This is a genomic window from Rhizocola hellebori (genome assembly GCF_016862955.1).
Taxonomy (GTDB): Bacteria; Actinomycetota; Actinomycetes; order Mycobacteriales; family Micromonosporaceae; genus Rhizocola; species Rhizocola hellebori.
The window spans coordinates 1-18,333 of the sequence record NZ_BONY01000135.1; the positions used below are offsets into that span (position 1 = coordinate 1).

Consider the following 18,333-nt stretch of genomic DNA (forward strand, 5'->3'; position numbering starts at 1 on the left):
GCTGGGCGCGGCCAACTGGTCGGCGGCGCAGCCGCCGGGCGAGGCCAAGCACGGAGGCGGCGTTGCCGCCCGGGAGGTGCGGCGAAGGACCACGACGTGGCGGCGCAAAAAGATACGGCGAAGGACCACGACGTGGCGGCGCAAAAAAATACGGCGAAGGACTACGACGTGGCGGCGCAAAAAAATACGGCGAAGGACTACGACGTGGCGGCGCAGAAGATACGGCGAAGGACCACGACGCTGTGGCGCAAAAGATGCTGCGAAGGACCACAACGTGGCGGTGGCAAGGGATGCTGAGCACCCCATGGATGCCAGAAGCAGAGCCTTGGTGGCTAGTGGTGACCCGGGCCTGGCCGGGCCCGGGCCACCGCTAGGTGACGCTGACCGTGCCGTGGGACAGGCGATAGCCGTAGCCCCGCACCGTCGCAAGGTCTTCACTGTGCTTGCCGAGCTTGAGCCGCAGCCGGCGGATATGGACGTCCACCGTTCTCTCCCCGCTCTGCTCGTGTCCCCACACCGCCTGCATCAGCTGCAGCCGGGTGAAGGCCGCACCCGGATGCCGGGCAAAGAACAGCAACAGTTCATACTCTCGCTTCGTGGTGACCATCTCGGCGCCGTCCACCAGGACCCGATGGCTCCTAGTGTCGATGGTGATCGGAGCGTCCGAGGTGGAGCTCACCTCGGCTGGCGCTACGTCCCACGCGATGGTGCTCTGACTGGCGCTCAGGCTGGTGGCCAAGCGGGTCAAAGCCTCCTCGGGACCGGTTACAGTCACACTAAGCGTGACAGTTCGCAACTTATCTCTCCTTTCCGGAGAGTCATCAGCTTAATTCATCGGTGCCACTCTAATAACATCACAAAAGAGTGATGAATATCGCTCAGTGATCGTTCAACTACCACCGGTTCTTAAGGTCCATGCCAGTTGCTGAAGTCCTGTTTACTTTGTTCTTACACAAGGTTTCTACTTTGCAGTTATGGCAGACCGGGACAGGTTCGCTCATCTACTGCGCAGAGCGACATATGGCGCTACGGCCGAGGAGGTCGACCAGGCGGAACGCGTGGGGTTCGACGCGGCCGTGGACGCCTTGGTGAGCCCAGCGCGGCCCGATCGCGGTGCGGCGGCCACGCCGCCGCCGGTGCTGGGCGCCGATCCGTACGCGGCATTGGATCGCAACGCCACCCGCGAACAGCGGCAGGCGGCGCAGAAGACACGCCGCGATCAGATCCAGGCCCTCACCGTGTGGTGGGTCGAACGGATGACCGCGGCCGAGAACCAGCTCCACGAGAAGCTGGTCTTCTTCTGGCACGGGCACTGGGCGACCAGCGTGCAGAAGGTGGACTCGGCCCAGCTCATGCTGGCGCAGCAGGAGGTGTTCCGCCGCTACGCCACCGGGCAGTTCGGCCCGTTCGTCAAGGCGATGCTGCGCGACGCGGCGCTGATCCGCTGGCTCGACGGGCAGCGCAACACCCGCAAAGCCCCCAACGAGAACCTCGCCCGGGAGCTGATGGAGCTGTTCACCCTCGGGATAGGCAACTACACCGAAGACGACGTCAAAGCCGGGGCGCGGGCGCTCACCGGCTGGGCCATCGACCGGGTGACCGGGCAGGTCAAGCTGGAGCCGGCCCGGTTCGACGACGGGGTGAAGACGATCCTCGGCCAGACTGGCAAGTTCGATGCCGACGGGTTCGCCGACCTTCTCATGCAACAGCCGGCGTCGTCCCAATTCTTGGCGAAGCGGCTTTGGTACAGGTTCGCGTCGGGTGAGCCGATGCCCGCCGAGGCGCAGGCCCGCATCGCCGCCGCGGGCCACGACATCGCCGCGATGGTCAAGGCGATGTTCCGCGATCCAGCCTTCGCCGGCACCCGTGGGCATCTGGTCAAGCAGCCCGTCGAGTGGGTGGTGGGCGCGCTGCGCCAGCTGCAGGCGAAGCCGGAGGCGCAGCTGCTGCGCGAGTTCGCCAGCCTGGATCAGGTGCCGTTTAGGCCACCCAGCGTTGGGGGCTGGCCGAGCGGGGCGCAGTGGCTGACCACCTTCTCCGCCCAGACCCGGCTGCGGCTGGCGGAAGTGCTGGCCACCAAGACTTCCCCGGCCATCCTGGACCGGATCACCGCCGCGCCCGCGGCGGGCCGGGCCGATGCCCTGGCCCGGTTGCTCGTGGTGGACGCCTGGACCGACCGCACCCGCAAGGTGCTGACCGACTCCGCCGCCCGGCCCCAACGACTTATCGCGCTTGGGCTGGCCAGTCCCGAGTACGCCGTCCAATGAGGAGGATCAGATGGACTCGCTGACCAGGCGGAAGTTCCTCGTCCGCAGCGGGGTCGTGGGCGGGGTCGCGCTCGCGGGCGCTGCGGCCGGCTTCGGCGCCTACTCGTTGCGCGACATCCTTGACACCGCGGGCGAACGCCCCACGGACGCACAGACCCTGGTGGTGATCACGCTTTACGGCGGGAACGACGGGCTGAACACGGTCATCCCCTTCGCCGATGCGGCCTACCAGTCCGCGCGGCCCGAGCTTGCCTACTCCGCCGACGAGGTGCTCAAGCTCGACGCCACGACCGGGCTGAACCCGGGCCTCAAAGGCTTGCACGGCTTGTATTCCCAGCAGCGGCTGGCGGTGGTGCGCGGTGTTGGGTACCCGCAGGCGGACAGAAGTCACTTCCGGTCCATGGACATCTGGCACACGGCTCAACCGGCCCGGCCCGGCAACACGGGCTGGCTCGGGCGCTGGCTCGATACCGCCGGCGGTGACCCGCGGCTGGCGGTCTCCTTCGAAAACGTGTTGCCGCCCTTACTGGCCGGGGCTTCCAGCGCCGGTGCGGTGGTGGGCGTCAACGGGATGAAGATGCCGCGCACGGTGCCGATGGAGACGGTGAGCGCCCTTGGCCAGGCGGTGGCGGGCGAGCCCGCGCTGCAGGCGCGGGCCGCGGCCTGCTACGCCGATCTGGTCCGGGTGGACCGGCTGATGAAGGACGTCAACGAGGCCGTCTCGGCCACCCCCGACCCCGAGCCCGACCAGCCCAAGGGCACCGGAACCGGCGGACAGTCCGCTTTGGACAGCCAGCTGGACCTGGTGGCGCAGTGCATCAAGGCGAAGGTGGCCACCCGCGCCTTCTCCGTGTCGCTCGGCGGTTTCGACACCCACGCGGACGAAAAGCAGCCGCACCAAGCACTTCTGGGCATCCTCGACAAGGCCGTCACCTCCTTCCTCGGCGAGGTCGCCGGACACGATGTCGTCGTGCTCATCTATTCCGAATTCGGCAGGCGGGTCAAGGCCAACGCCTCCGACGGCACCGACCACGGCACGGCCTCCAACGTCCTGCTGATCGGGCCGGGCTTCGCCGGTGGCCTGCACGGCGAACAGCCCAGCCTCACCAACCTGGACAACGGCGACCTCAAGCACAGCATCGACTTCCGCGACATCTACGCCACCATCCTCGAGCGCGTCCTGAAGGCCGACCCCGCCCAGATCTTGGAGGGCTGGAAAGGCCGGCTGGCCCTCTAGTGGGAGTGGACCTGGCCGGCTTGCTGGCCGGGCTCCACCACCACGAACTGGCCCATCATGCCCTCGTCCTCGTGCAGCAGCACGTGGCAGTGGAACATGTAGGGCGTGTTCGGGTCGCTGTAGTCGGCGAACCGGGCGATCACCTGCACCGGCTCGCCGGTGCGCAGGAAGACGGTGTCCTTCCAGCCGCGTAGCTGCGGCGGCGGGCCACTCCCGCCGACCTTGACCACCTGGAACTGAACGTCGTGAAGGTGGAAGCTGTGCGGCGTGCCGTCGTTGTTGGTCAGCGTCCACAGCTCGGTGGTGCCCTTGACGACCGTCGCGTCCACCCGGCTCATGTCCATCTTGCGGCCGTTGATGGTCCGGGCCTGCACCCGGAACTGACGTGACTGCGCCGCCTGTTTCGGGTCGAGCCGGGCGATCTCGGCGAGCTTGCCGGGGACCGGCGCGCTGGGCGCAAGTGTTGGTGCGGCCCGCAACTGGAGGATGTCGAGCCGGTCGTGCCCGCCCACGAAACGGTCGCCGAGCGCGCCGATGCCCAGATCCTGTGGCCCGCTGCGCAACACGGCCGTCTCGCCCGCGCGCAGGCCGACCACGATCTCGGCCCGCTCGCCCGGGGCGAGCTGGATTCCGTTGGTGGTGAAGGGGGTTTCGAGCAGCCCGCCGTCGGTGGCCACCAGCTGGAAATCGCGATCGTCGGCGAGTCCGAAGCGATAGACCCGGGCGTTGGAGGCGTTGAGCAGCCTCAGCCGCACCAGCGAGGTGCTGACTTCCAGGTATGGCCCGGTGACGCCGTTCACGGCGATGGTGTCACCGAGGACGCCGACATCGCCCAGCACGCTCTTGCTCTCGTCGAGCCGGCCATCGTCGAACTGCTTGTCCTGCACGATGAGCGGGATGTCGTCGACGCCGTAGGTGCTGGGCAGCGCGGTCTGCCCGTCGTCGAGGAGGAACATCCCGGCCAGGCCCCGGTATACGTGCTGGGCCGTTTCGCCGTGCGGATGTGGGTGGTACCAAAGGGTTGCCGCGGGCTGGTCGATCTTCCAGGTGGGCGACCAGGTCTGCCCCGGCGGGATCGGCTGATGCGGCCCGCCGTCCATGGTCGCGGGCAGGTGCATGCCGTGCCAGTGCACGGTGGTCGGCTCGGCCAAGCCGTTGTGCACGTTGACCACGACCTGCTCACCTCGGTTGGCCCGTAGGGTCGGGCCCAGGTACTCGCCGTTGAAGCCCCAGGTGGGCACGCGCTGACCGCCGAAGTCGTGGCTGCTCTCCTCTGCGGTCAGCTCGAAGATCCGCCTGCCCCGCTCGTCCAGCCGGGACTGGGCCAGCGGCGGGATGGCCAGCCTGTTCGCGAAGGCCACCTCGCCGGTGGTGTCCAGTGCTGTCCCGTTCCAGAGCCGGATCACGAGGATTGCGCCGAGCCCGCAGGCCACCAATACCAGGCCGATGACGACCGTCAGAACCTTCCTCATGTACCGAACCTACATGTAGGCTGTTTACATATCAGTCGGGGATTTCCCTGAGTTCCGAAGGCAAGCCCTGACGGCATACTTGGCTATGTGGGTGAGATCGACTGCTACGTGGACCGGCTGGCCGGTGCCCTCGTCGGGCCGCGCCGGGCCAAGGCCGATCTCGTCACCGAAGCGCGGCACGGCCTGATCGACGCGGCCAGCGCCCATCATGCCGACGGCATGGCGTGGCCCGAGGCCGAGCGGCTCGCCGTGGCGGAGTTCGGTGCTGTCAAAGAGCTTCTTCCTGGGTACCAGGCAGAGCTGGGCATAGCCCAGATGCGCAGAACGGCAATGCTCGTATTCACGGTGCTTGTGGCGCAGGCAGTCGTCTGGAGCCGCATCATCGACCCGCCGGTGCCGCGCAGTGGCCTGCCCGCCACGCTCGACGCGATGATCGGCTGGCTCGGACTGCTCGCCATGCTCGGCGCCGCCGCAGCGGTCATATCGCTTCGCTACCTGCCCACCCGCCGCGACGCCACCGTCATCGCGGGCTTCTCCGCGCTCACGCTGTCCATACTCATCGCGCTGCTAGGCGTCGCCATCACCGCCACCAGCGGCGGGGACCTGCGCTGGACCATCGCCTTCGGCCTGCTCCCCATGGCCTGGACAGCCCATTCCGCTCGCCGCTGCCTGCGCGCCTCCCGCTGAACGGCGGTTAGCGGGCAGGGCGCAGGACACCTTCGATGATGGCGGCGAAGTCGAGCCAGCCGGTGCGTTCCTGGGCAAGGGTTTTGCGGCCGGTGTCGGTGAGGCTGTAGGTGCGGCGTTCGCGGCCGCCTACCGTGCTCCATTCGCTTTGCACCATTCCCGCGCGCTCGAGGCGGCGCATGGCGGGGTAGAGCGAGCCGGTCGGCAGGTCGAGCGCGCCGCCGCTGCGTTGGCGCAGGGCTTCCATCACGGCGTAGCCGTGTTTTGGGGTGTCTTCGAGCACGGCCAGGATCAGGGCGTCGAGGTGTCCGCGCACGGTGTCCGGCTTCATGTAGACAGGCTACCTAACGAGCGAGGAGACCGCTTGGATCAACTCGGGGCCGTGCTGGAGGCTGGGATCGTTGTGGTCCGCGCCCGCCACCTCGATCACGGTGCATGGCCCACCGGCGGTGGCCGCGACGGCGCGGCTCTGTTCGGCCGGCACGATCGAGTCGGCCGAGCCGTAGACCACCACCGTGGGCACCTTGATGCCAGCCAGCGTCGAGGCGACCGAGAACCGGTCGCGCAGCAGCCAGCGCACCGGCAGGAAGGGATAGTTCGCCGATCCGGCCGCGGCCAGATCGGTGAAGGGGGAGCGCAGCACCAGCCCGAGCGGCGGGTCGGCCGCGGCCAGCCGGGTGGCCACGGCGGCGCCGAGGCTCTCGCCCAAGTAGATGACCGGACCTTTGATCGCCGCGCGGGCCGCCTTGGCATCCTGCGCCAGCCCCTCCTCGGACGGGCTGCCCGGGTTGCCGCCGTATCCGCGGTAGTCGAACAGCAGCACCGAAAATCCCGCCGCGGTCAACGCGGAAGCCAGCGGGACCCGGCCCGCCCGGTTGCCGCCGTTGCCGTTGGCCACCAGGACGGTGACGCCGTTGGCGGACCCGGTCGGCGCAAACAGCCATGCCCCCAGCTCGAGCCCGTCGCCGGTGGACAGCACGAGATCCTGGCCGCCCGGCAGCGCCGAAGCCGCCGGGCCCACCGCGGACCGGTCGGGAAAGTAGATGAGGGCGCGCTGGCCGAACCACACCAGGGCGAGCAACAGCAAGAGCACCACAAGCACGATCAGGGCTGGACGCACCAGCCTCACCTCGCATCCGATCCGGCCACGGCGACGGCCACCGGCAGCTCCTCGGGCGGGGCGGCCGCCTCGGCCGGCGCCCGCAGGTTACGCACGTCGGGCGAGACCAGCGCGAGAAGGGTGACGATGACGATGATGGCGGCACAGCCCAGCAGGGCCGGCTTGGGCCCGACAGCGAGCGCGACCGGGCCGGCGACGAGCAGCCCGATCGGCCCGAACATCAGCGAGCCGAGCGCGTCGTAGGAGCTGACCCGCGACAGCGACTCCGGTGGGATCTCCCGCTGCATGGTGGTGTTCCACAGCACGCCGAAGATGTCGTGGCTGATGCCCATGAGGAAGAAGGCGATCGCCAGTGTCCACAATGGAGCGCTCAGGCCCAGGGTGAGATAGGGCAGCGCGCTCAGCAGCATCGCCAGCGTCGCGACCAGGATCGGCCGCCTCGGGCGCAGCCGCATGGCGATGACCACGCCGACGATCATGCCGACGGTCTGCGCGGCCAGCGCTGCTGACCAGGCCGCCGCGCCGCCCAGCTCCTGCTTGGCCACGACCGGGCCCAGCACCCCGTGCGCGGCCTGCAACGCCATCACCAGCACGGCGAACTGGGCGACCACCACCCACAGCCACTGCTTGCTGATGAAGATCTGCCAACCCTCACGCAGGTCGGTGAGGACCGACTGGCGTTTTTGCCCATCGGTCACCCGGCGCGGGCTGATCCGGCCCAGCCCGGATATCAAGGCCGCGGCGAGGCCGAACATGCTGGCGCTGGCGACCAGGGCCCAGCCGGAGCCGAGCAGGACCACCGCACCTCCACCGGCCACGACCCCGAGCACGCGAGAGATGTTGACCCCCAACCCGATCAGGCCGTTGGCCGCCTGCAGCTGGTCGGCCGGGACAACCTCCGGCACCAGACCGATCAGGGCCGGGAACAAGGTGGCCATGCCGATGCCGCTGAGCGCCGCGGCCGCCGCCATCGCGGGCAGCGGACTCCAGCCGGAGACGAACATCGCGGCCAGGCTGAGGTAGGCGACGGTGTTCATCGACTCGCCGGCCATCATCACGCGCTGGCGCGGCAGCCGGTCGGCGATCACCCCGCCGAAAAGCATGAACGCCACCATCGGCACGGATTGTGCGGCCAGCACCACCGAAAGCGTCTTGGCGGTGGCGCCGGGCAGGCCCAGCACGCCGAAGGCCAAGGCCACCGGGGCGAAGGATCCGCCCAGGACGGACACTGTCCGAGCCCCCATGAGCAGGGCAAACCGGCGATCGCGGAGCAGCGTGAGGTCCCGGCGATAGCTGTGCATCCGCCGACAGTAGCCGTTGGCCTGGCTGGACGCGTAACGTCCTAGAACATGAAACGTGCTTGGGTTCTGCTCCTGATCGGAGCGTTGGCCGCCTGCACCACCACCCCGACGACCCCGGTCTCCGAAGTCAACGCCGACCCGCACGCCGCACACCGCACGTTCAGTGCCGCTCCGCCCGCTCCGCTGCGCGAGGGCGAGCGCTTCCTTGAGCTGTCGATGGCCCGGCCGTTCACGCCGACTGCCTCCGGCGGCGGCAACGACGAATATCGCTGTTTCCTGGTCGATCCCCAGCTGACCGAGCGCACCTTCATCACCGGCAGCCAGTTCCTGCCGCAGAACGCCGACCTGGTGCACCACGCCATTTTCTTCCGGGTCAAGCCCACAGACGTGCCTAAGGCCACCAAGATGGACGCCGATGCCGGCGGCGATGGCTGGACCTGTTTCGGCGGCACAGGTGTCGGCTCAGACCTCGGTGGCCGGGCCGGGGGCGGGGCTGCGGCGTGGATAGCCGCGTGGGCGCCCGGCGGCGACGAGGTGATCCTCGGGTCGAAGACCGGCTACGAGATGGAGCCGGGCAGCCGCATCATCATGCAGATCCACTACAACCTGCTCGCGGCCAAGGGCAAGCCGGTAGGCGAGGACAAGTCCGGGATCCGGCTGCGCCTGATGGAAGGCAAGGCGGGCCTCAAGCCGCTGCAGACCACGCTGCTGCCCGCGCCGGTGGAGCTGCCGTGCGCGGCGGACGAGAGCGGGCCGCTGTGCGAACGCAAGCTTGCCGTCATCAACGTTCAGGAGCGCTTCGGCAACCAGGCCGGCTTCACCGTCGCCGGGCTCAATCTGTTGTGCAACAACGGAAATCCGGCCCCCGGGCCGACCCAGAAGTGTGACACCAAGGTTCGTGAGCCCGGCATGGTGTATGCGGTCGCCGGTCACATGCATCTGCTTGGGCGTTCCATCAAGGTGGAGCTCAATCCCGGTACCCCCCAGGCCAAGGTTTTGCTCGATGTCCCCAGCTACAACTTCGACGATCAGGGAGCCCGGGCGCTGCCCGAGCCGGTCAAGGTCAACCGAGGCGACACGCTGCGGGTGACCTGCACTCACGACGCCGGTCTGCGCAAGATGCTGCCAGCCCTCAAGGACGTCGCGCCGCGCTACGTGGTGTGGGGCGAAGGGACCAGCGACGAGATGTGCCTGGGGATCGTCACCTGGACTAAATGAGCCCTGCGTCGTGGGTCAGGATGGCGGCCTGAACCCGATTGCTGGCACCGAGTTTGGCCAGTGCCCGGCTCACATGCGCCTTCACCGTGGCCTCGGCCATGTCCAGCTCGCGGGCAATCTCCGCATTGGACAGTCCGCGGCCGACCGCGCAGACCACCTCCAGCTCGCGCTCGGTGAGCGCACTGAGGCGCTGCTTGGCCACCTCTGCCTGGGAGAGGCCGCGCCCGGCGAAGGTGCGGATCAGCCGCCGGGTCACCGTGGGCGAGAGCATGGCGTTGCCCGCGGCCACCGTGCGCACAGCCTCGGTGAGATCGCTGGGCGGGGTGTCCTTGAGCAGGAAACCGACCGCGCCCGCCCGCAACGCCGAATGTACATATTCGTCTATGTCGAAGGTGGTGAGCATGACCACCTTGGGCGGGTCGGCCTGTTCGCCGAGTTCCCTTGCCGCGCTTAGCCCGTCCCGGCCGGGCATGCGCACGTCCATCAGCACGACATCGGGCCGGTGCCGCAACACCGCGCTGACCGCCTCATCGCCGTCGCGCGCCTCCGCCACGATGGCGATGTCGCCGGAAGCCTCCAGGATCATCCGCAGCCCCGACCTCACCAGCGCCTCATCGTCGACGAGCAAAACCTTTATCACGCGGGTACCTCACGAGCCTCGTCCGGAAGCACAGCGCTGACGCAATATCCGCCGTCGAGCCTGGGCCTGGCTTCGAAACGCCCATAGAGCAGGGCCACCCGCTCGCGCAGGCCGATCAGGCCCAACCCGCTGCCGGGCATGCGATCGCCCGCACCCGGGGGGCCGTTCTCCACCTTCACCTCGATGTTGCGCTGCAGGTAGCGCAGGGTGACGCTGGTTTCGGCGCCGCCGGTGTGCTTGACAACGTTGGTGAGCCCTTCCTGGACGACGCGGTAGGCGGCTCTCTGTACCACCAAAGGAAGCGGACGTTCGGTGCCCTCCTCGGTGAAGCTCACCGGCAGCCCTGCGGCCCGCGTCTGCTCCAGCAGGCGCGGCAGGTCGGACAGGTCCGGTTGCGGAGTGAGGTCCTCGTATCCGTTGGCGCGCAACACTCCCAGCACCTGGCGCAGCTCGGTCAGCGCCTCCCGCCCGGTGGTCCGGATCAGCGCTGCCCCATTGGCCAGCCGCTCATCGGGCGCGTTGACCTCCAGCGCACCCGCGTGCAGCACCATCAGCGCCACCCGGTGCGCGACCACGTCGTGCATCTCCCGCGCGATGCGCGCCCGCTCCTCGGCCCGCGCCTGGTCTGCTCGCGCCGCATGCTCGGTCTCCAGTCGCGTCGCGCGCTCCTGCAGCCCGGCGATCACCTGGCGGCGGGCGTTGACCCACAGCCCGATCGCATATGGCAGCACCACGAACATGGCCACCGCGATGACGGCCACGAAAATCCCGATGTCGGCGGCGTCGTCGAGGCTGAAGCCGATCAGGATCGGTACGGCGACCAGGCTGACTGCGCCCACCAGAAAGGCGATCGCGTGCCGGCGGCGGGTCAGGTGGGTTCCGGCGTAGTAGGAGCTGACCATCACCGTCGGGTAGACGGTGAGGAAAATCCAGCCGATCGCGGCCACCGTGAAAAGCGGCCAGCGCCACCGCCTGGCCACCGCCGCCACGATCCCGCACAACACCGCGAAGGCGCTGATGACCACCATGTCGGGGCCGCCGTCGCCGTAAGGATCGCTTATCGAGGTGCTCACCCAGTCGCCGGGCGAGGTGATGGCCAGGAAGAACACCAAGAGGCCCAGGACCACGGGCGTGATCCGGCGAGTGATCCTGGTCACCCAGTTCACCGCCGCTGCGCCCAGCTGTTGCTCCACGTGTCGAGCGTAGGCGGCGTGGCGCGAATACCGCCTGCACCGAAAGTCACATTCCCCTGCAACTTAGGTATGGGGTGCTCGGCAACTCCGGGGTGATTCCCGCTACCGCGCCAGCGGCCAGGGTGCAGTCATGACGATTTCGAACGCGGCCGTCCGAGCCGCTTCTCTGACCAAAGTCTATGGCGAGGGCGATGCGCGGGTGGTCGCGCTGGATGGCGTCGATGTCAGCTTCCGCCGTGGCGAGCTGACCGCCATCATGGGCCCGTCCGGCTCGGGCAAATCGACCCTCATGCATTGCGTGGCCGGCCTCGACCGCGCCACCAGCGGCCAGGCCTGGGTGGGCGATGTCGAGCTGACCGGACTGGCCGATGATGCGCTGACCATGCTGCGCCGCGACCGCATCGGCTTCGTCTTCCAAGCCTTCAACCTGCTGCCCACCCTGAACGCCTGGGAAAACATCACCCTTCCGCTCGACCTCGCGGGCAAGCGGGTCGACCGCGCCTTCGCCGATGTGGTCATCGACGCGGTCGGTCTGCGGGATCGCCTGGGCCACCGCCCAAGCCAGCTCTCCGGTGGCCAGCAACAGCGGGTGGCCTGCGCACGGGCGCTCATCAGCAAACCCGATGTGGTCTTCGCCGATGAACCGACCGGTGCGCTTGACTCACATTCCTCCGCCGAGTTGCTCGGCTTCCTGCGCCGCAGCGTCGTTGAGCTGGGCCAGACCGTGGTGATGGTGACCCATGACCCGACCGCGGCCTCCTACGCCGATCGCGTGGTGCACCTCGCCGACGGCCGGATCGTCTCCGAGCAGCTCGCCACGGTCGGGGGTGCCTGATGCTGCGGGCCATTCTGCGTGACATGCGAGCCCATCCCGGCCGCATCTCGATGACCCTGGTCGCTATCGTGCTCGGGGTGGCCTTCGTCGTGGCGACCTGGGTCGTGTCCGACTCCGCCGCTGAGACGGTGGGCAACGCCAACTCGCGTACCGACCTCGCGGCACGGGTCTCGTCCCCCCGCGACACCGAGCTCACCGCCGCCGAACGCGACCGGCTAGCCGCATTGCCGGGTGTTCAGCGCGCCATCGGTGTCCTGATTGGACATTCGTCGGTGGTCCAAGCCGACGGCAAGCTCGGCGACACCTACTGGCCGGGCGAGGGCGGCACCAACTGGGACAGCTCAGCGCGGTTCACCCTGGCCTCCGGGCGTGGCCCCGAATCCGGCGGCGAGGTGGCGCTGGAACAGGAAGCGGCCGCCGATGCCGGGCTCACCGTGGGATCGTCAGCGAAGGTGCTCAACGCGGACGGCGAGCCGACCACGATGACCGTGGTGGGCATCTTCAGCTACCGCAAGGCGGGCGCCAGTGAGGTGAGCCCTGCCGTGGCCTATGACCCGGCGACGGCCGCGGCCCGGCTCGGCTCGGCGTTCGCCTGGATCGATCTCTATGGCACGGACCAGACCCAGATCGCTTCCGCTGCAAGCGGCGCGCTCGGCTCCGGCTTCGACGTGCGCACCGGTGCGGAGCTGGCGGTGCAGCGCCAGCAGCAGGCCGACGAGGAGGCCCAGCTGGTGCGCAACTTCCTGCTTGCCTTCGCCGGGGTGGCCCTGCTGGCCGGCATGTTCGTCATCGCGAACACCTTTACCATGCTGGTGGCCCAGCGCACCCGCCACTTCGCTCTGCTGCGCGCGGTCGGCGCGCGCCGCCGTCAGGTGCGCCGGGCCGTGCTGGCCGAAGCGGCCGTGCTCGGCCTGGTCGGCGCGACCATCGGCGTCGCCCTCGGGATAGGGCTGGGCTGGTTGACGATGGAGATCATTCCGACCACCGGCGAGGCCGTGGTCTTCGCCGTCTCACCGATGGCCCCGCTCGTGGGCTACCTCGTGGGGGTTCTCGTCACCGTCGTGGCCGCCTACGGGTCTGCGCGTCGTGGAGCTGCGGTGGCTCCGGTGGCTGCGTTGGGTACCGACGCCGCGTTGCCCAAGCGATCGCTGGTGATCCGCACGGTGGCCGGCTGCGTCGCCATGTCCGCCGGCGTGGTCGCGGTCGTGGCCACCTCAGGGCCTGCTTTGACCGACGCGAAACGGGCGGTGGGCATGGCCGGGGCGCTCACCGGCTGGCTGGCCGTGATCCTGCTGGCGCCGCTGCTCGCCTCGGCCGTGCTGATCCCGTTGTCCCGCTTGGTTTCCCGGCGCGGCTCCGCCGTCTCGCGGCTGGCCGTGCGCAACGCCATCCGGGATCCGCGCCGCACCGCCGCCACCGCGTCGGCCCTCATGATCGGTCTCGCGCTGGTCACCGCTTTCGCGACCGTCGGCGCTTCGCTGACCTCCTACATCACCGGCGCCATCGAGACCGATGTGCCCGCGGACACCCTGATCGTGCAGTCCGCCCAGGGGTTTTCGAGCATCTCGCCCACCTTGGTGGAGAAGGTGCGCGCCGTGTCCGGTGTGGACAGTGTGGCCTCACCCACCGAGAGTTTCGCGGAATTCACCCACCAGGGCCGTGAGTACCACAACACCATCACCGCCCTGGAAGCCGACTCCCTTGGCCGGGCGCTGACCCCGGTCATCGAGGCCGGCCGCGCCGACCTCACCCAAGGGGTGCTGGTTTCGAGCGCCGATGCCAAGGAACAGGGCATCAGCCTCGGCGACACCCTGACCATCAACGGCGTCACCGCCCCCGTGGTCGGGCTCTACGGCGAGTCGGAGATTCTGCACGGCATCGTGGTGAACAAAACGTTGCTGCCGCCCGATCCCAAGAGCTATCTCGGGGCGGTCTACGTTTCCGGCGCCAGCCGCTCCGCCCTGGACGCAGCTTTCGCCGACCGCCCCGACATCGTGGTGCTCGACCGGGCGGGCCTGCTCGCCGAGTACACCGAGCCGCTCGACCTCGCTCTCGGCATCATCTACGCGCTGCTGGCGGCCGCGGTCATCATCGCCGTCTTCGGTGTCGTCAACACGCTTGCCCTGTCGGTCCTGGAACGCACCCGCGAGATCGGCGTCTTCCGCGCCGTCGGCGCAACCCGTTCCCTGGTAAGGCGATCGGTGCGGCGCGAAAGCGTGGTCATCGCGACCTACGGCGGCCTCCTCGGCGTCGGCGTCGGCATCCTGCTCGGCGGCGTCATGCAACACGTCATCATCGGCACCCCCATCTTCGACCTGACGATCCCCAAAATCGTCGTTGCAGGCGCCCTCGGCGGCATGATCGTGGTCGGCGTCCTAGCCGCCCTATGGCCAGCCCGCAGAGCCGCCCGCACCGACATCCTCGCCGCCATCGCCACCGCGTAGGAGAACTGCCATGACACTCCCTGCGGCCCTAGCCGCCTTTCTCGGCGCAGGCCTGGTTCCGTCGCCATCGCGCGTCGACATGGCCAGAGCACTCGCCACCGCCCGCCTCTGCGTAGCGAGCTACCTGAACCGCCAAGAACCGCTGGCATCCTGGCTCGCCTGCGAAATTCGAGCCCGCGGCCTGCGCGAAAACGCAGCGGTGCTGGCCGTCCTCGAGATACCCGCCGAACGGGACAGGGCGGCGCGCGACTACCTTCGCCGCCACCCCACCCACTCCGCCGAGCTCTACGAACTGTTGGCAGCTAAGCCCCTTCGCTCGACCGTCTAAGCCGTCGTGTCGCAGGCACAGGCCCCGCTTATCGCGGGGCCTGCTGGGCTCTTCAGCTCCTCACAGCTGGCCGGTCAGCACCTCGTCGTGAGTGGGTCCACGGGCTATCCGCAGGAACTCCGCGGCGTTGACGTGGAGGTCCAGCTGGGTGTCGGGTGGAAGGCTCGACACCCCGAACGTTCCCTGCTTGTGGACGTCGCTCATTTCGACGATCGCTCGCAGGGAACGCGCGCCATGCCTGTACGCGCCGACCGTCAGGAACGCTCGGAGAACCCCTTCCTCCAGGCTGGCTCCGGCGAGACCGTGTATCTTGAGCGCAGCCTGCAACAGCACGGCGCGATAGATGTACTTGCTGTAGCCCACGAACTCAGAGTCACGCGGATTCGGCCCCACTATTTCCAGGTACCCTTTGAGCCGGCTGAGGAAGTCCATTCCCTTGGCATACTCAGCTTGTGGTGAGGTCGCCTTCTCGACGAACTCCTGATACCTCTTTGACGTGCCACCGGCGAAGACGAAGACGGCGCGGCCAATCGGGTGCCTGCGGTCGCGCTCTTGGAATGTTCCGTCCTCCATCGGTGAGAGGAAGTAGCGAAGCCAGCCCAGCGCTTGCCCGCTGAGCGAGGTGTCAAACTCGTCCCAGAACACCAGCGGTACCTTGCCCTCCGACGTTGCGTCCTGCACCTGATGCAGCGCAGACGCCAGCTCGGTGGGGGAGTTTAGCTGTGACAGGTTGAACTCGAGCTGATCGCCGAGCGACTGGCTGGGAATCGACTTCACCAGTTCCTTGACAGCAAACGACTTTCCGTCGCCGGGCGCACCGAAGACCGCGACCGACAACGGCTGTTGGGTGTCATCGCCGAGGTATTGGGCGATGAGGTTGTAGACCGTGCGCAACTTCTCGACCTCTCCGCGGTCGACGACGACCAGATGGCGGAATTTGGCGTACGGGACACCATCGGGCCCGATCGGGCCTCCTTGCGCGATGGCCGCGGCGGCACGGTAGGCGACGCCGGGCTCCCGGGCCATGTCTCCCAGAATGGACCAGTTGTCCGGCGGGTTTCCCATGCTCGGTGGCTGAATCGGCGCGGTGGTGAAGTCACGTTTGCTGGCCGGTTCGGTCGGTTCCGGTGGGTTCATACACTGCGGATAAGTAAACTCACCGGCTGGGCTGGTGCCCGGCTTCAAAAGGGTAAATCCGATTGCCTCGGCCACCCTCATGCTCCGCAACCCGGCCTGGATCGACTTGCCGATAAGGGCGCTTGGGTCCGTGGAACGGCCATTGCTGCTGCCTTCGATGAGACCCCTAGCGATGGAAGCGGTAAGGATGTTGGTGTAGCCGAACATGCGCCCGCGTGGCATGGGATTGCTGCCCTCATCCTCATCCTCATCCTCGCGCTTGCTCTCCCGCTCCCGTTGCCGTTCCCAAACGCCTTCTATCGTCGATCGGTCGAAATAGAGGTGGGCTATGGTCTTCGCCACCTTGCTCCTGTTGTTTCCGTCCTGCCGTGGCTGCTCAACCAGAAGCGCGCCGGTAGGGCCAAAGTTGATTACCACATATCTGAACCGAGACAGTGTCGGGTGCCCCGCCATGGCGGCAAGGACGTCCTGCCCCGAGCGCTCCCACGAGAGGCCCCGGCTGACCTCGAAGCCCTCCTTTCTGAAGCTGCGAGCCTCGATGACGACGACAACCCGCTCAGCAAGGCGCCGGAAATCGTCCGAGCCGCCAATTCGCTGGAACATCTCCTGCTGCAGGAAGTTTGATCCGCTCATCTGACCGGCTTGTAGCGCACGGCCGTTGAAGCCCTTGCCGAACAACCCGTGCAGCCGCAGAACTACCCACTGGCATTCTTTCTGGTCGATCCTTGTCAGCGCCGCCTTGCATAGGGGCTTGGAGTCTCCGAACCCGGTTCCGAGGTCATCCACGACCACCATCTGCGGGTGCAAGGCACCACCTCTGTTCTCTCCGAGCTCCCTCGGGTACCCGGCGAGAGGGTTCGTCGTGTGAAATCCAATGGTCCGCAAGACCCGCCAGCCACCGTCAGGGTCGTTGGTTTGACAAGGGCCTTGGAAGAGTTCGTTGTACGAATGGTGGTTGAACGTGTGCACCGGGCTCGGACAACCCGGCTGATTCCCGTTGCCATTGGCGGACTTGTAGATGTCATCGCGGAAACCGTGGACCTCAACGCCGGTACCCTTGAAGGCCTGCTTCAAAAGGTCTTGCAGCAGCAGCGCCCCGCCCCGGTGCCATCGCCCTGTCGCGTCTCCGCCGAGCCGGTCTTCGAGGTCAGCGTGAGCAGGGTGCTCCACCGCCCAATCGATCGTCGGATCGCCGGTCACGTATACGTCTTCAATTGCGGTGTTCATGGCCCATCGCTCCTGCCAGCCGACCTGGGAGTGGTAGCTCTCGCCGGTGAGGCGGTCTCACACACGGAGACGAAATGATCACTCACTGTCATGCTATTCCTGCGGAAGCCCGGTGCACCAGGGCTGGAAGCGCGGCGTCAAGGGTTGATGGTTCTACAAAAACGCCGGGACGACGGCCTTGGGTATGGTTGCCGACGTGATTGAGCCCGCCTACTTGCACGCCATCCGGGAGTCATACAACACCGTCTCCGAGGACTACCTGAAGCTTGTGCAAGATCTGTCCGGATTGGATGGACTCAGTCGGGCGATGCTGGCCGCCTTCGCCGAGCGGGTGCGTTCCGGCGGCCTTGGGCCGGTGGCCGATCTGGGCTGTGGGCCTGGCGTGGTGACGGCCCATGTCGCCGCGATGGACGTCCCCATTTTCGGCATCGACCTGTCACCCAGGATGATTGAGCTGGCTCAGCGGAGGTTTCCACATCTGCACTTCGCGGAGGGCTCGATGACCGCCCTCGAGGCTGGAGACGCGGAGCTCGGCGGCATCCTGGCGTTCTATTCGATCCATCACACACCACCGCAACACCTGCCTGCCTTGTTCGCCAAGTTCCACCGAGCCCTCGCACCTGGCGGACATCTTCTGGTAGGCACCCACCTGGGCGACGGGGAACACCTGCGCCCCACGCAGGCTTATGGCCATCATCCCGTTTCCTACGAAACCTATCTGCAGCCCGCAGACCGCATCGTCGAGCTGTTGGAAGCGGCCGGGTTCACGATGATCGCGCGGTTGGTGCAGGAGCCGGGCGAGAACTCGAAGCGGCGCCAAGGATGCTTCCTGGCAACCAGATCTCGGTAAGTGTCAGACCCTGTGTCTAGGTTGGAGCTATGGGCGCGGGGGCGGTCGAGGGCTTGGTCGACAGGCTGATTGCTGCCAACCGTGCCGCCGCCGTGGCGCAGGCCCGGCTGTTGGGTCTGGTGCTGGAGGTCGTCAATGCCGCGCCGGATCCCCGATTTGGTGTTGACGAGGTGGCGTTCGCCTTGTCGTGGACGCGTCGGGCTGCCGCCGCGCAGGAGGGGTTGGCTCGTCAGCTGATCGACGGGTTGCCGGAGGTGTTTGCTGCCTTGGCCGCCGGGCGTATCGACGTTCCTAAAGCGCGGGTGTTCGCCGATGCGCTGGCAGACCTCGATCCTGCGGTGGCGCAACAGGTCGCCGGGCAGGTGCTGCCGGTCGCG

Annotated in this window: 17 protein-coding genes and 1 pseudogene; 10 read left to right on the forward strand and 8 right to left on the reverse strand. The window is 67.7% G+C overall.

Annotation, left to right across the window (positions count from 1 at the left end; genetic code table 11):
• Positions 1-297: hypothetical protein (locus tag Rhe02_RS47450; protein ID WP_203915172.1), on the forward strand; the 297-nt coding region annotated here is incomplete at its 5' end.
• A 73-nt stretch (positions 298-370) separates the two neighbouring features.
• On the opposite strand, the gene Rhe02_RS47455 is transcribed toward Rhe02_RS47450, so the two are convergent.
• Positions 371-775 (reverse strand): winged helix-turn-helix domain-containing protein, encoded by a 405-nt coding sequence (locus Rhe02_RS47455; RefSeq protein ID WP_203915173.1) that lies wholly within the window; start codon positions 773-775, stop codon positions 371-373.
• Between the two features lie 199 nt (positions 776-974).
• Here Rhe02_RS47455 and Rhe02_RS47460 point away from each other — a divergent pair, with 199 nt between their 5' ends.
• Both Rhe02_RS47460 and Rhe02_RS47465 read left to right on the forward strand, forming a co-directional pair.
• A complete protein-coding gene (locus Rhe02_RS47460; RefSeq protein ID WP_203915174.1) occupies positions 975-2,267 on the forward strand; it encodes a DUF1800 domain-containing protein in 1,293 nt (430 codons plus the stop codon).
• A 10-nt stretch (positions 2,268-2,277) separates the two neighbouring features.
• Positions 2,278-3,504 carry a DUF1501 domain-containing protein gene (locus Rhe02_RS47465; protein WP_203915175.1) on the forward strand — a complete coding sequence of 409 codons (1,227 nt, stop codon included), beginning with the start codon at positions 2,278-2,280 and terminating at the stop codon, positions 3,502-3,504.
• On the opposite strand, the gene Rhe02_RS47470 is transcribed toward Rhe02_RS47465, so the two are convergent.
• Positions 3,501-4,976 carry a multicopper oxidase family protein gene (locus Rhe02_RS47470; RefSeq protein ID WP_203915176.1) on the reverse strand — a complete coding sequence of 492 codons (1,476 nt, stop codon included), beginning with the start codon at positions 4,974-4,976 and terminating at the stop codon, positions 3,501-3,503. The genes Rhe02_RS47465 and Rhe02_RS47470 overlap by 4 nt on opposite strands.
• An 87-nt stretch (positions 4,977-5,063) precedes the next feature.
• Between Rhe02_RS47470 and Rhe02_RS47475 the strand changes: the two genes are divergently transcribed.
• Positions 5,064-5,663, forward strand: a complete 600-nt coding sequence (locus Rhe02_RS47475) for a permease prefix domain 1-containing protein (RefSeq protein ID WP_203915177.1) — start codon at positions 5,064-5,066, stop codon at positions 5,661-5,663.
• A gap of 7 nt (positions 5,664-5,670) precedes the next feature.
• Here the strand turns inward: Rhe02_RS47475 and Rhe02_RS47480 are convergent, their stop codons facing one another.
• Genes Rhe02_RS47480 through Rhe02_RS47490 form a run of 3 tightly spaced genes read right to left on the reverse strand, consistent with a single transcriptional unit; the run spans position 5,671 to position 8,084 of the window.
• Positions 5,671-5,994 (reverse strand): PadR family transcriptional regulator, encoded by a 324-nt coding sequence (locus Rhe02_RS47480; RefSeq protein WP_203915178.1) that lies wholly within the window; start codon positions 5,992-5,994, stop codon positions 5,671-5,673.
• 9 nt (positions 5,995-6,003) lie between these two features.
• The gene (locus Rhe02_RS47485; RefSeq protein WP_239124540.1) at positions 6,004-6,783 is read right to left on the reverse strand and encodes an alpha/beta hydrolase; all 780 of its coding nucleotides are present in this window, start codon (positions 6,781-6,783) and stop codon (positions 6,004-6,006) included.
• Between the two features lie 5 nt (positions 6,784-6,788).
• On the reverse strand, positions 6,789-8,084 hold the full coding sequence (locus tag Rhe02_RS47490; protein WP_203915179.1) for an MFS transporter: 1,296 nt from the start codon (positions 8,082-8,084) through the stop codon (positions 6,789-6,791).
• A gap of 48 nt (positions 8,085-8,132) precedes the next feature.
• On the opposite strand from Rhe02_RS47490, the gene Rhe02_RS47495 reads away from it, so the two are divergent.
• Positions 8,133-9,302 (forward strand): monooxygenase, encoded by a 1,170-nt coding sequence (locus Rhe02_RS47495; RefSeq protein WP_203915180.1) that lies wholly within the window; start codon positions 8,133-8,135, stop codon positions 9,300-9,302.
• Here Rhe02_RS47495 and Rhe02_RS47500 read toward each other — a convergent pair.
• Together Rhe02_RS47500 and Rhe02_RS47505 are read right to left on the reverse strand one after the other, a co-directional pair.
• Positions 9,295-9,942: a response regulator gene (locus Rhe02_RS47500; RefSeq protein ID WP_203915181.1), complete on the reverse strand. Its 648-nt coding sequence runs from the start codon at positions 9,940-9,942 to the stop codon at positions 9,295-9,297. The genes Rhe02_RS47495 and Rhe02_RS47500 overlap by 8 nt on opposite strands.
• Complete coding sequence (locus Rhe02_RS47505; RefSeq protein ID WP_203915182.1) at positions 9,939-11,135, reverse strand: histidine kinase; 1,197 nt, start codon at positions 11,133-11,135, stop codon at positions 9,939-9,941. The genes Rhe02_RS47500 and Rhe02_RS47505 overlap by 4 nt, the downstream gene beginning before the upstream one ends.
• 130 nt (positions 11,136-11,265) lie before the next feature.
• Here Rhe02_RS47505 and Rhe02_RS47510 point away from each other — a divergent pair, with 130 nt between their 5' ends.
• From Rhe02_RS47510 to Rhe02_RS47520, 3 genes are read left to right on the forward strand one after another with little or no spacing between them, the layout of a single operon-like run.
• Entirely contained in the window at positions 11,266-11,970 is a 705-nt protein-coding gene (locus Rhe02_RS47510; protein WP_203915183.1) for an ABC transporter ATP-binding protein, read from the forward strand.
• 23 nt (positions 11,971-11,993) lie between these two features.
• Complete coding sequence (locus Rhe02_RS47515) at positions 11,994-14,414, forward strand: ABC transporter permease (protein WP_203915184.1); 2,421 nt, start codon at positions 11,994-11,996, stop codon at positions 14,412-14,414.
• 10 nt (positions 14,415-14,424) lie between these two features.
• Positions 14,425-14,742, forward strand: a complete 318-nt coding sequence (locus Rhe02_RS47520) for a hypothetical protein (RefSeq protein ID WP_203915185.1) — start codon at positions 14,425-14,427, stop codon at positions 14,740-14,742.
• A 60-nt stretch (positions 14,743-14,802) separates the two neighbouring features.
• Here the strand turns inward: Rhe02_RS47520 and Rhe02_RS47525 are convergent, their stop codons facing one another.
• Positions 14,803-17,106, reverse strand: coding sequence for a P-loop NTPase family protein (locus Rhe02_RS47525; RefSeq protein ID WP_203915186.1), 2,304 nt, complete (start codon positions 17,104-17,106; stop codon positions 14,803-14,805).
• A 196-nt stretch (positions 17,107-17,302) separates the two neighbouring features.
• Between Rhe02_RS47525 and Rhe02_RS47530 the strand changes: the two genes are divergently transcribed.
• Entirely contained in the window at positions 17,303-17,956 is a 654-nt protein-coding gene (locus tag Rhe02_RS47530) for a class I SAM-dependent DNA methyltransferase (RefSeq protein WP_203915187.1), read from the forward strand.
• 29 nt (positions 17,957-17,985) lie between these two features.
• A pseudogene (locus Rhe02_RS47535) lies at positions 17,986-18,333 on the forward strand (HNH endonuclease signature motif containing protein); the annotation flags it as partial.